At 71.6% G+C, this 12,027-nt stretch carries 9 protein-coding genes; 7 read left to right on the top strand and 2 right to left on the bottom strand.

Annotated elements, in window-relative coordinates; genetic code table 11:
* Positions 1-155: 155 nt before the first annotated feature.
* Positions 156-473: a GNAT family N-acetyltransferase gene (locus BN1193_RS10990; protein WP_040166387.1), complete on the bottom strand. Its 318-nt coding sequence runs from the start codon at positions 471-473 to the stop codon at positions 156-158.
* A gap of 231 nt (positions 474-704) precedes the next feature.
* The gene (locus tag BN1193_RS10985; protein WP_040166386.1) at positions 705-1,163 is read right to left on the bottom strand and encodes a DIP1984 family protein; all 459 of its coding nucleotides are present in this window, start codon (positions 1,161-1,163) and stop codon (positions 705-707) included.
* Between the two features lie 369 nt (positions 1,164-1,532).
* Here BN1193_RS10985 and BN1193_RS10980 point away from each other — a divergent pair, with 369 nt between their 5' ends.
* From BN1193_RS10980 to BN1193_RS10950, 7 genes are all read left to right on the top strand, one after another.
* Positions 1,533-2,234, top strand: a complete 702-nt coding sequence (locus BN1193_RS10980) for a winged helix-turn-helix domain-containing protein (protein WP_040166383.1) — start codon at positions 1,533-1,535, stop codon at positions 2,232-2,234.
* Positions 2,235-2,313: 79 nt separating this feature from the next.
* Positions 2,314-3,282, top strand: coding sequence for a DNA-3-methyladenine glycosylase family protein (locus tag BN1193_RS10975; protein ID WP_040166380.1), 969 nt, complete (start codon positions 2,314-2,316; stop codon positions 3,280-3,282).
* Between the two features lie 18 nt (positions 3,283-3,300).
* The gene (locus BN1193_RS10970; protein ID WP_040166379.1) at positions 3,301-3,513 is read left to right on the top strand and encodes a hypothetical protein; all 213 of its coding nucleotides are present in this window, start codon (positions 3,301-3,303) and stop codon (positions 3,511-3,513) included.
* A gap of 76 nt (positions 3,514-3,589) precedes the next feature.
* Entirely contained in the window at positions 3,590-4,012 is a 423-nt protein-coding gene (locus BN1193_RS10965; RefSeq protein WP_040166377.1) for a VOC family protein, read from the top strand.
* Positions 4,013-4,125: 113 nt separating this feature from the next.
* Positions 4,126-5,280, top strand: coding sequence for an exonuclease SbcCD subunit D (locus BN1193_RS10960; protein WP_040166375.1), 1,155 nt, complete (start codon positions 4,126-4,128; stop codon positions 5,278-5,280).
* Complete coding sequence (locus tag BN1193_RS10955; protein ID WP_040166373.1) at positions 5,277-8,336, top strand: AAA family ATPase; 3,060 nt, start codon at positions 5,277-5,279, stop codon at positions 8,334-8,336. The genes BN1193_RS10960 and BN1193_RS10955 overlap by 4 nt, the downstream gene beginning before the upstream one ends.
* A gap of 106 nt (positions 8,337-8,442) precedes the next feature.
* Positions 8,443-11,961 carry a TM0106 family RecB-like putative nuclease gene (locus BN1193_RS10950; RefSeq protein WP_040166370.1) on the top strand — a complete coding sequence of 1,173 codons (3,519 nt, stop codon included), beginning with the start codon at positions 8,443-8,445 and terminating at the stop codon, positions 11,959-11,961.
* Positions 11,962-12,027 lie beyond the last annotated feature (66 nt).

The raw sequence follows: 12,027 nt of genomic DNA, 5'->3' as shown, positions 1-12,027 counted from the left end.
TACTGCCGTTGCCGTGGGGGCGACCGCAGTCACGCAGCGGAAACGCTGCACCCATGGGGCCGCTCCGTCGGCGCATGGTGAGGTGGTCGCCACTGCCGGGGGGCTCGGCGGCCACCTCTTCTCCTGGTCGCCCCGTCTCGGAGCGACATCGCGATTCAGCCGGCGGCGGCGCTCGGCCGTGGGCGCTCCTGCGCGAGGAGGACGGCGCGGTCCGGGTGCGCGGTGAACCAGTCCGCGACGAACCAGCACACCGGCTGGACCGTGCGGTCGCCACTGCGCTCGAGCTCGCTGACGGCGTGGTCAACGATGAGCGCGGCGAAGCCGTGTCCGCGATGCGTCGGAACCGTGTAGGCCCGTGTCATCGCGACCGTCCGGCCATCGTCGCGGTAGTCCAGGACGCTCAACAGCTCCCCGTCCCGGCGCAGTGTCCAACGGGACGCGGGAACGTCGCGAGCGAACTCCAGATCTGCCATCGGCTCAGCCTACGCCGACGAAATGGGGTGGGGTCGTTTCCGACCCGCGCGGATTCCCCTGACCCACCCTCCTCGAACACTCGGCGCGTGGTGATGACGATGCGCGGTGCGCTGTCACATGTCGGGATGCGGGGCTGCGATGTGAATCGTGGAGTGCCCTTCCTCCGACAGGAGACCGGATTGCCCGCCGGTCACGGGGTGCGCCCGCCGTGTTCGAGTACCGACTCCGCTTCACTCCCGCAGTTCGTTGGTCCAGTTGGCCTCCTGGATTCGAGCGTCAAGCTCCCGCAGCTCGCGGGCGACCTCGTCGGCCTGCGCGCGCAGGCGCGGCACCGGCAGGGCGCTGATGCGCCGCAGCTCGGAGCGCATCTGTCGGAACTCGCCCTGTCCGGCTGCGGCGTCGGCGGCGGAGGTCAGCAGCGCGTGCCGCCAGCGCAGCACGTCACGGCGGGCGAGCGCGTCGGTCATCGTCCGCTCGCCGAGCGTGATCGACAGGTTCGTCCGGTTGATCGCCGCGATGAGTCCTTCCAGTCGGGTCAGGACCTCGTCCGCCTCCCCGAGCAGGGCCTCGGCGTTCTCGGTGGGCTCCTCGCCCTCCTGGTACCGCGCGTTGGTTCCGATACGAGCGCGCAACTGCTCCAGGCGGCGCTGCAGGTCGGCGCGCAGGGCCAGTGCCTCGGCAAGCTTCATTCCGGTCTCCGTCCGTCCCCGCCAGCCTGCCATGGACGCCGCGCGTTCGGTTTGACACGCGCGGACGCATGCCGTCATAATCGGCGCATGACCACCAACGCATTTTCTCTGTCCGCCTGGGAGGCGAACGGGAGTGCCGGCATGATGATGGCCGGCCGCGTTGGTGCGTGTTGCCGAATGTGCAGCTGATCCAGCCGTATTCGCATTTTCGCGCGTCGCGACGATTCTCTCGCGATAGCCGTGGAACCGCGTCTCGCGGTCGCAGTCCTCACCCGGATGCTGTGACCCCGACGCTCTGGGCCTGACCGGCCGCTCCTTTCGCAACATCATCTTCGCCTCCGCGGCGACACCCTTTTCAAGGACATCATCATGTCGAACCTCGCTCTCGCTCCCGCTCCCACCACCCGCCCGACGCACCTCCAGGCCGTGCCCCGACCGGAGCAGCACGCGCCGGTCGCGACGCCGAACGCCGGACCCAGCGCCCGCGGTTTCGCCCTGTACGTCGGAATCGACGAGGCGAAGGCTGCCGCTGACGGCGTCAACCTCGGCACGCTCGTGGACGCGCTGCGCCGCACCATCGCCGAGCTCGCCCCCACGGCGGAGACCTACGCCACCGTCGCACTGGCCCCGCAGGGCGCCGGCGGCCGCGATGTCGACGTCGTCCGCCTCGCGCTGCACGAGCCGAGCGCCGTCGCCCGCACCCGTCCCGAGCCGGTGGACGAGGACGTGGTCACGCGGGTCATCGTCGACATCTCCCGCAAGCGCGTCGTGATCGACGGGGAGTCGGCGAACTTCACCTACAAGGAGTTCGAGCTGCTGCAGTACCTCGTGCTGCGCGAGGGCCGCACGATCGACCGCGGCGAGCTCGTGTCCTCGCTGTGGAGCGCGCAGTCCGACGAGGAGGCACCGGGGGAGCGGACCATCGACGTCCACGTCCGTCGCCTGCGCGCCAAGCTCGGCCGCTACGAGGACATCGTGCGCACCGTGCGCGGTGTCGGCTACCGCTTCGACCGGCACGCCGACGTCGTGATCCGGTACGGCACGGGCACGCCGTCGCCGGACCGCTTCTGAGCCTGACCGTCGGCCGACCGATGGGCCGACGCGCGCGGACGGATTCGTCCGTGTCCGCCGTGCGACTTACGCTCGGGGCATGACCCTCACCTCGCCGTCGCGCGGTCGCGCGTCCGTCGGTGGCTCCCGGTCTGCCCCCGACCTCGAGACGCGGTACCGCCCGAGCCATCCGCTCGACCTGGAGGGCACCGTGATGATCCGTCGGCGCGGGCCGGCCGACCCGACGCTGGCCAGCGTCGGAGGCGTCATCTGGTCCGCGTTCCAGACGGAGGACGGAGTCGTGACGCTCGCGCTGCGCCGCCGCGGTGACGAGATCGTCGCCGCTGCGTGGGGTCCGGGAGCGCAACGGGCCATCGCCGCCGTGCCACGGCTCTGCGGCGCCGATGATGACCCGTCGGCGTTCGACCCGGGACCCGACGCTCGCGTCCGGGACTGGCACCGGCGCAACCCCGGCCTGCGGCTCGGGGCGAGCGACCAGCTCTCCGCCGAACTCGTCGGCTGCGTCCTGGAGCAGAAGGTCACGGGTCTGCAGGCGTTCGGCGCATGGCGCTACCTCGTGCAGCGCTTCGGCACCGTCGCGCCCGGTCCGACCCCGCGTCGGATGAGCGCGGCACCCACGATGGACCTCTGGCGGAGCGTCCCGAGCTGGGCCTGGCACCGGGCCGGGGTGGAGCCTGCGCAGTCGCGTGTGATCGCCGAGGTGAGTCAGCGCGGCGACCGTCTCCTGCGCGCGATCGCCGCCGCACCGACCGGAGCGGAGCAGGACCGCCTTCTTCTCGCGCAGCGCGGCATCGGGCCCTGGACCTCCGCCGAAGTGCGGCTGCGCACCTTCGGTGACCCGGACGCCGTGAGCGTGGGCGACTACCACCTCAGCCATGCCGTCGGTTACGCCCTCACCGGACGTCGCACCGACGACGCCGGGATGCTCGCCCTGCTGCGTCCGTGGGCCGGCCAGCGTCAGCGAGTGATTCGGTTGATCCGCGCGTCCGGACCACGCGAACCACGCCGCGCCGCGCGGCTGCACCCGGAGGACCATCGTTCCCGCTGACACCGGTAGCGTGTGGTCATGGATCCGATTCGTCGCCGGCGGCGGCTCACGTGGGTGCTCGGCAGCATCGTGCTGCTGGGCCTCGGCGTGATCATCGGCCTGATCCTGGAGAACGTCTGGCTCGGCGTGACGCTCGCCGTGATCGTCTCGATCGGCTGGATCATCGCGGTGGAGTCCGCTCGTGGCGGCAATCGGGGCATCCACGATGACGATCACGGCATCGAGCTGTGAGGGTATTGCGGCGGAGCGCGGTCGATCTGACACTGTGATCGTCGCGTCATCGGGGCGCGTGGATCGAGGAGCCGCCATGTCCGTTCTCAACCCCTATCTGAACTTCCGCAGCGAGGCTCGGGAGGCGATGGAGTTCTACTCCTCGGTCTTCGGCGGTCAGCTCGACGTGATGACCTTCGACCAGTTCCCGGACATGGGCACCGCGCCGGAGGACGGCGCGAAGGTGATGCACTCGCAGCTGACGACGCCGGACGGGTTCACGCTCATGGCCTCGGATACGCCCTCGCACATGGAGTACGCCGACCACGGCGGATTCGCCGTCTCGCTCTCCGGTGACGACGAGGACCGGTTGACGCGCTGGTGGCAGGGGCTCGCTGAGGGTGCCCAGATCACGATGGCGCTGGACACTCCGCCCTGGGGTGGCAAGTTCGGCATGCTGACCGACCGCTACGGCATCGACTGGATGGTCAGCGTCAACGCCGAGCCCCCGGCCGCCTGACCCCGAGCATCACCGCGCCGCCACCCGACGTTCGCCAGCCCGGTTGTGCAGGAAGACGGAGCTCCGCGGCTCGCCTCACCGGCGATGTCGGCGGCCCCTCGTAGCGTGGGACCATGCGAATCCTGCACACCTCTGACTGGCACATCGGGCGGACCTTCCACGGTCACGCCACGCTCGATGCGCTGCGCGAGGTGCTCGACGCCCTGGTCGCTCAGGTGCGCGAGCAGGAGGTCGACGTGGTCATCGTCGCGGGCGACGTCTTCGACTCGTCCACGCCGGCGGCCGGTGCCTACGCGGTGCTCACCGACACGCTGCGCTCTCTCGCGGACACCGGCGCCACCGTCATCGTCACGAGCGGAAACCACGATTCCGCGGCGCGCCTGGGGTTCCAGTCCGGTCTGCTGCGCGCCGGCATCCACGTCATCACCGACCCTCTCGCTCTGGACGCGCCGATCACGGTTGCGGATGAGTACGGTGACGTCGACTTCTACGGCATCCCGTACCTGGAGCCGTCGGTCGTGCGCACGGTGTGGGAGGGCGTCGAGATGCGCTCGCAAGCGCAGACGATGACGCACGCGCTCTCGCTCGTGAACGCGTCGGTGCAGCGCCGCGGGGTGCGCTCCGTCGCGATCGCGCACTGCTTCGCGGCCGGGGTGGAGGCCACGCCGGGGGTCGAGCGCGAGGTCCGTCAGGGCACGCTCGACGTCGTTCCGCTGTCCGTCTTCGCCGGGCTCGACTACGTCGCGCTCGGGCACATCCACGGCAGGCAGCGCCTCACCGACGCGATCCGGTACTCCGGCGCCCCCCTGCACTACAGCTTCGGCGAGCGCGCGAAGCCCCGCGGGTCGTGGCTGGTCGAGCTGTCCGCCGACGGCCTGGCCGAGGTGCGGTGGCTGGACCTGCCGGTCCCGCGCCGACTCGTCCTCCTGCATGACGAGCTGGATGCCATCCTCACCGATGACGTCTACGCAGGCGAGACGGACGCCTGGGTCGCGGTCGAGTACACGGACCGCACGCCCCAGCGGGATGTGATGCGTCGACTGCAGCAGCGCTTCCCGTTCTGCGCCACCGTCTCGCACACGCCGGTCGGGGTGGCGCCGTCTCCGGCGCGCACCTACGGCGAGAAGCTGCGCGCGGCCGTGACCGACGAAGAACGCATCGAGGCGTTCCTGCAGCATGTCCGTGCGGGCGAGGGAGCGAGTGAGGCGGAGCGGCTCGTCCTGCGCGACGTGCTCGGTGAGCGCGCCCGCGTCGAGGCGTTGGCGTGAGGCTCCGCCGCCTCGAGATCGAGGGGTTCGGTCCGTTCCGCGCACCGCAGACGATCGATTTCGATGCGTTCGCCGCGGACGGACTGTTCTTGATCGCCGGACGCACCGGTGCCGGCAAATCCAGCATCCTGGACGCGGTCTGCTTCGCCCTGTACGGTTCCATCCCGCGCTACACCGGTGGCGAGAAGCGGCTGCGCAGCGATCACAGCGAGCCTGATGAGCCGAGCCGCGTCGCCCTGGAGTTCGAGGTGGGCGAGCGCCGGTACCGGGTCGAGCGCGCGCCGGAGTACCTGCGGGCGAAGAAGAGCGGCACCGGCCTGACCAAGCAGGCGCACGAGGTCACCCTGCTGCGCTGGGACGGCTCGGCGTGGGAGGGCCTCGGCGCACGCGCGAAGGACGTCGACGGCGAGTTGCTGCCGGAGATCCTGCAACTGACCAAGGATCAGTTCCTGCAGGTGATCCTGCTCGCCCAGAACCGTTTCGCCCGGTTCCTGCTGGCGCGCAACGACGAACGCCTCGCCCTGCTGCGCACGCTGTTCGGGACCCGACGCTTCGATGACTACGTGGTGGAGCTGGAGACACGTCGCAAGGCGTCCGCGAACGCCCTCGCGGCGGACACCGCGCTCCTGGATCAGCGTCTCGGCGATGCCGAAGACCTGGTGACGCGGGCCGAACTCGGCTCTTCGCACGCCGAGAGCACGCAGGTCGAGGATGCGGAGGCCATGGCGGTGCCCGTCACACCCGCCGCGCGACTCGAGGTGCTCGAGAGTGCGCTGCCGCGCGGCCGGTACCGCGTTGAGGCCGCCCAGGCGGAGAGCACGCAGGCCGAGGACGCCCATCGGGCCGCCGGGGACGAGCTCGCGGCCGCGCGGGAACGCAGCGCGGCCCAGCGCCGTCGTGACCAGGCGCGCGCCGAACTCGCGGCGCTCGACCTGCGCGCGGCGGACGTCGACGCCGATCGTGCAAAGCTTTCCGCCGCCGAGCAGGCGGAGGTGCTGCGCGCGTGGCTGGAGGCGGCGACGACCGCCACCGAGCGGGTCGCCGAGGCCGCGCCGCGCGCGGCGACGGCGAGCGCGGCGTGGGTGAAGGTCCGCGCCGACGAGGATCCGGCGGCGCCCACGGACGATGATGCGGATACCCCGGTGTCCATGTTGCGCGGCCTGGTCCCCGACCTCGCCGAGCAGGTGGGCGCGCTCGATTCCGCCGCGCGGCTGGAGCAGGACGTGACCGGGTGGGTCCTCGACCGGGACCGGGCGGCGGAGCGCGTTGCGGCAACCGAGACGGCGGTGGCGGAGATCACCGCGCGGCTCGCACGGATCCCGGACGCCCTCGCCGCACTCGATGAGGAACTCGCGCGCCTCGCAGGTCCGGCGGCGGGTGTCGCGGAGCGCCGCGCCGCGGTCGAGCGCGCGCAGGCGACCCTCGTCGCCGCTCGTGCGGCCGAGACCGCGCGCACCGCGTCCGCGTCCGCGCAGGTGGCCCGGGCTGCGGCGTCAGCAGCATTGGAAGCGGCATCCCGCACGGTCACGGAGCTGGTGATCGGTCGGCTGGACGGGTTCGCGGGCGAACTCGCCGAGCGGCTGCGCGAGGGTGAGCCGTGCACCGTCTGCGGGTCGCGCGAGCACCCGCACTCGGCGCGGGCGGCGGAGCACGCCGTGTCCGCGGAGGACATCGAATCCGCCGAGCGGGGCAAGGACGCCGCCATCGCGGCGGACCGGGCGGCCACCGCGACGGCGCTGGAAGCTCAGGAAGCCCTGACCGTCGCCCTCGCCGCCGCGAACGGGCTGTCGGTCGCCGACGCGGAGGAGAGCGTCGCCGCGGCTCGCACGGCCGCGACCGCAGCGGAGTCCGCCGCGGCCGCGCACGAGTCCGTCATCGCGCGGCGCATCGATCTGCTCGCCGCCCAGGCCCGCGGGGACGAGGAGCGTCGTGCGGCCGAGTCGACGACCCTCGCCGCTCGTGAGGAGGCGGCCGCGTTGCGCGAGCGGGCAGAACAGGCGGAGCGGACCATCGCGACCGCCCGCGGGGCCTGGCCCACGGTCGCGGCGCGGCGGGCGGACGCGAACGGGCGTCGTGCCGCTGCGGAGAGCGTGGTGCTCGCCTGGGATGAGCTGGCGACGCGGAGGCGATCGTCCGCGGAAGCCACGGAGGCGCTCGCCGCGCAGCTCGTCCAGGCCCGGTTCCCCGACGCCACGACGGCGCGGGCCGCGTTGCTTCCGACCGCCGAGCGCGCGCGACTGTCCGAGGCCGTGGCGGCGTTCGATCAGGCCCGACACGGGTTGCGGGCCCGTCTGCTGCAGTACGAGCTGGACCTGCTGCCGGAGGACCCGGTCGATCTGGTGCCATTGGAAGAAGCGGTGCAGGCCGCGCGCGTCCGATGGGCGGCGGCTCAGCGCGCCGTCGCCGAGGCGGAGCAGACGGCCACCGAGTTGGAGCGCCTCGTCCGTTCCGCCGCGACGGCCCTGTCCGGGATCGGGGACGCCGCCGCCGAGCACGCCGTGCTCGAGCGCCTGGCCGACACGGTGTCCGGGCGCGAGCCGAACACCATGAAGATGTCGTTGGAGACGTTCGTCCTGGCCGCCGAGCTGGAGGACATCGTCGCCGCCGCCAACGTTCGGTTGCAGGAGATGTCCGAGCGGCGCTACCGCCTTGAGCACACGGACGAGCGGGCCGCGCACGGGGCCGCCTCCGGCCTCGGGATCGACGTGTTCGATGCCCACACCGGCCGTACGCGACCAGCATCGTCGCTGTCCGGCGGGGAGACGTTCCTGGCCTCGCTCTCCCTCGCGCTCGGCCTGGCGGAAGTCGTGACGGCCCGCGCCGGAGGCGTGCAACTGGACACGCTGTTCATCGACGAGGGATTCGGAACGCTGGACGCGCAGACACTGGAGATCGCGATGGCCACGCTCGAGCAGCTGCGCCAGGGCGGGCGGACGATCGGTGTGATCAGTCACGTCGCCGCGATGCAGGAGCGCATCCTGTCCCGGCTCGAGGTCGAGGTCGCCCGCGACGGTTCCAGCGTGATCGCTCAGCGCGCGGGTTCGCCCGCCCTCTGACGACGCGCGGTCGTCGCCGTCGCCGAATCTCCTGCGCGTGCGGGCGGCCCGCTCCGGTGCGCGGGGATGTCGGTGCCGACCGATAGCGTCGTAGACAGGAGGAACGATGCGGATCAGCGATGACGGCCGGGTCATCTGGAGTGCCACCGACCTGAAGAAGGCCGCCGAATGCGAGTTCGCGTGGATGCGTGACATCGACGCGCGTCTCGGGCGGACCGAGAAGGTCGACGAACCCGAAGACGCCATGCTGCGGCGGGCCATCGTGCTCGGCCTCGAGCATGAGCACCGCGTGCTCGCGGACTACCACCGGCGGTACCCGGGCGGGGTCATCGAGATTCCGGACGTCAGCCATGGCTCTCCGGAGGACCGTGAGCGGGCCTTCGAACTCACCCGGGAGGCGCTGCGCTCGCCGGACGCCCAGGTCGTCTACCAGGGCGCGTTCCGCTCGGACGAGTTCCTCGGGTTCGCCGACTTCATCGTCCGGACTCCCGAGGGCTGGCTGGTGCAGGACACCAAGCTCGCCCGATCCGCGCGGGTCACGGCCCTCATGCAGTTGGCGGCATACGTCGACCGGCTGCAGGCCGAAGGGTTCCCGGTCGCACCGTTCGTCGAGCTCATCCTCGGTACCGGGGAGGTCTCCCGGCACGCCGTGGCGGACGTGATGCCCGTGTTCCGCCTGCGGCGCGAGCGGATCCGGGCGCTCATCGCCGATCGCGATGTGGCGGCCGGCATCGACGAGCCGCCGCTGGCGTGGGCGGACGAACGCGGAGCGCTGGATGTCATCGCGTGCGGCCGCTGCGCGACCTGTGAGATCGAGGTGGTCCGTCACCGCGACCTGCTGCTGGTCGCCGGGATGCGACCGCAGCAGCGTCGGCGCCTGCGCGCGGTCGGCATCGACACCGTGGACGCGCTCGCGGCATCGACGACCGGTCCCGACGACATCGCCGCCGACGTGTTCGCATCGCTGCGGGTGCAGGCTCGGCTGCAGCTGATCAGCCCGGCGGGCGTGCCGAGCCCGACCGAGGACGCCGACGCCGAGGCGCATCCGGTTCCGTCGTACGAGGTGGTGCTGCCGTCCGCGCTGGCGATCCTGCCGCCGCCGGACGCCGGCGACATGTTCTTCGACTTCGAGGGCGATCCGCTCTACACGGAGGCCGACGGGGCGCACTGGGGTTTGGACTACCTCTTCGGCTGGGTCGATGAGACCGAGACGTACACGGCTCTGTGGGCGCACTCGTTCGCGGCGGAGAAGCAGGCTCTCGAGACCTTCCTGGCCACGGTGAAGCTGCTGCGATCCCAGCATCCGGACATGCACATCTACCACTACGCGCCGTACGAGCCGACCCACCTGGCCGCGATGGCGGCGCGGCACGGGGTGGGGGAGTCGGACGTCGATCGGCTGCTGGCCGAGGGCGTGTTCGTGGACCTCTACCCGGTCGTCAAGCGTGCCGTCCGAGTGGGCTCGCGCTCGTACTCGATCAAGAAGCTCGAACCGCTGTACATGGGCGACGAGGTGCGCACCGCCGAGGTGCAGCGCGGCGACGAGTCCATCGAACGGTACGTCGCCGCCCGCGATCTGCTCTCGCTGGGGCACGCCGACCAGGCCCAGCCGATCCTGGACGACCTCGCCGATTACAACCGCTACGACTGCGTGTCCACGCGGCGCCTGCGGGACTGGTTGCGCGCCCGGGCCGCCGAGGCCGGAATCGAAGCCGCGCCGCAGATCGAGGCGGAGACGAACAACTACGAACCGTCCGAGCGCGCCACGGCGCTGCTCGGTCACGCGGCCGCCCTTCCGCGCGATGCCGCCGACGAGCGCTCACCCGAGGAGACCGCCCTGCGACTCGCGGCGGCCGCGATCGACTATCACCCACGCGAGAACCGAGCGTTCTGGGCCGGTCACTATCTGCGCCTGCGTGAGCCGCTGTCCACCTGGTCACAGGCCCGGGACGTGCTGTCCGTGGACGTCGCCCGTTCGTTCGTCTCGGAACCGTGGCATGTGCCCGAGCGCGCGCACTCGCCCTATCGCGAGCTCATGCTGCGCGGTGAGCTCGCTCCGGGCAGTTCGCTGCGTCCCGGCTCGGAGGTCTTCACCATCTACGAGCGACCCGTGCCCTTCCCGGCGCTGAAGTCCTCACGGTGGATCAACGTGCCCAACCGGGCGCGCATCGTCGAGGTCCGGGACGACGGACTGCTCGTCATGGAGAGCGGCGTGGAGGGTGTGCCGTGGGAGCGGGCGCCGATCGCCGTCGTCCCCGGTCCGCCGCCGTCCACGCGCGCCATCCAGGAACGCATCGACCTGTGGGCGGACGACGTGCTGCGCACGGCGCCGGCTCTGCCGCCCGGACCGGCCGCGGACATCCTCCTGCGTCGTGCGCCCCGGACGCGTTCCGGCGCGTTGCCTCCGGTCGTGGACGGCGACGACGTCGGCGCGATCGTGGCCGCGCTGCGCGACCTCGACGGCAGCTACCTGGCCGTGCAGGGGCCGCCCGGAACCGGCAAGACGTTCGTCGGTTCGCACGTCATCGCCCGGTTGGTCCGTGACCACGGCTATCGCGTCGGCGTCGTCGCGCAGTCGCACGCCGTCGTGGAGAACCTGCTCACACGTGTGGTGGAGGCGGGACTGGAGATCGACCGCGTCGGCAAGGCCACGGCCGATCGAGACGCCGAGGATGACCGTTTCACTCCGGTGCCGCGCGACCGGATCGCCGATTTCCGCGCGGAGCACGAGGGCGCCGGATCGGGCTTCGTGCTCGGCGGGACGGCCTGGGACTTCTGCAACCCGCGTCGCGTCCCGCCGGCGTCCCTGGATCTGCTCGTCATCGACGAGGCCGGTCAGTACTCGCTGGCGAACACGATCGCGACGGCCGTCGCCGCGCGTGACCTGCTGCTGCTCGGCGACCCGCAGCAGCTGCCGCAGGTGAGCCAGGGCACGCATCCCGAGCCGGTGGACACGTCCGCGCTCGGCTGGGTGATGGGTGAGCACGATGTGATCCCGGCCGAGAACGGCTATTTCCTGGAGCGCTCCTGGCGTATGCGGCCGGAGGTGGCGGCGGTGGTCAGCGAGCTGTCCTACGAGGGCAGGCTCGCGTCCGCCGAGCCGGCCCTGCACCGCTGGATCGAGGGTGTCGAGCCCGGCGTGCACGCCATCGCGATCGACCATCGCGGCGACTCGTCGCACAGCGAGGCGGAGGCCGTTGCGGTCGTTCGACTGGTCACGGACCTGCTCGGTCGGGACTGGGTTCCGAACGAGTCAGCTCCGCCGCGCGCCCTCACGGTCGCGGACGTGATCGTGGTGACGCCGTACAACGCCCAGCAGCAGGTCGTCTCCGACGCTCTGACCGCGGCCGGTCTGGAGGGTGTCCGCGTCGGCACGGTGGACAAGTTCCAGGGCCAGGAGGCGGCGGTGGCGATCATGTCCCTCGCCGCATCATCGGGGCGCGACGCCCCCCGCGGGTTGGAGTTCCTGTTGCTGCCGAACCGGCTGAACGTGGCGATCTCGCGGGCCCAGGTGGCCGCCTACGTGATCCACAGCCCGGGTCTGCTGGACGATCTGCCGTACACGCCGCCGGGGGTCGCCCGCTTGAGTGCCTTCGCGCGTCTGGTGGGCGCCGTTCCCGCCTGAGCGATCTCGTCGCATGACGACGTCGGAATGTTCCGGCCGCGCGTCGCGTTACGGTGGAGGTGACCC

This window comes from Microbacterium gorillae, from assembly GCF_000826185.2.
Lineage (GTDB): Bacteria > Actinomycetota > Actinomycetes > Actinomycetales > Microbacteriaceae > Microbacterium > Microbacterium gorillae.
The sequence above is the reverse complement of the archived record's forward strand: the minus strand, read 5'-3'. Positions and strand labels throughout refer to the sequence as shown.

What these genes read in the sequence shown, in the direction of transcription:
- BN1193_RS10990 (WP_040166387.1), bottom strand. Translation starts at nt 473, where the DNA reads ATGGCAGATCTGGAGTTCGCTCGCGACGTTCCCGCGTCCCGTTGGACA.
- BN1193_RS10985 (WP_040166386.1), bottom strand. Translation starts at nt 1,163, where the DNA reads ATGAAGCTTGCCGAGGCACTGGCCCTGCGCGCCGACCTGCAGCGCCGC.
- BN1193_RS10980 (WP_040166383.1), top strand. Translation starts at nt 1,533, where the DNA reads ATGTCGAACCTCGCTCTCGCTCCCGCTCCCACCACCCGCCCGACGCAC.
- BN1193_RS10975 (WP_040166380.1), top strand. Translation starts at nt 2,314, where the DNA reads ATGACCCTCACCTCGCCGTCGCGCGGTCGCGCGTCCGTCGGTGGCTCC.
- BN1193_RS10970 (WP_040166379.1), top strand. Translation starts at nt 3,301, where the DNA reads ATGGATCCGATTCGTCGCCGGCGGCGGCTCACGTGGGTGCTCGGCAGC.
- BN1193_RS10965 (WP_040166377.1), top strand. Translation starts at nt 3,590, where the DNA reads ATGTCCGTTCTCAACCCCTATCTGAACTTCCGCAGCGAGGCTCGGGAG.
- BN1193_RS10960 (WP_040166375.1), top strand. Translation starts at nt 4,126, where the DNA reads ATGCGAATCCTGCACACCTCTGACTGGCACATCGGGCGGACCTTCCAC.
- BN1193_RS10950 (WP_040166370.1), top strand. Translation starts at nt 8,443, where the DNA reads ATGCGGATCAGCGATGACGGCCGGGTCATCTGGAGTGCCACCGACCTG.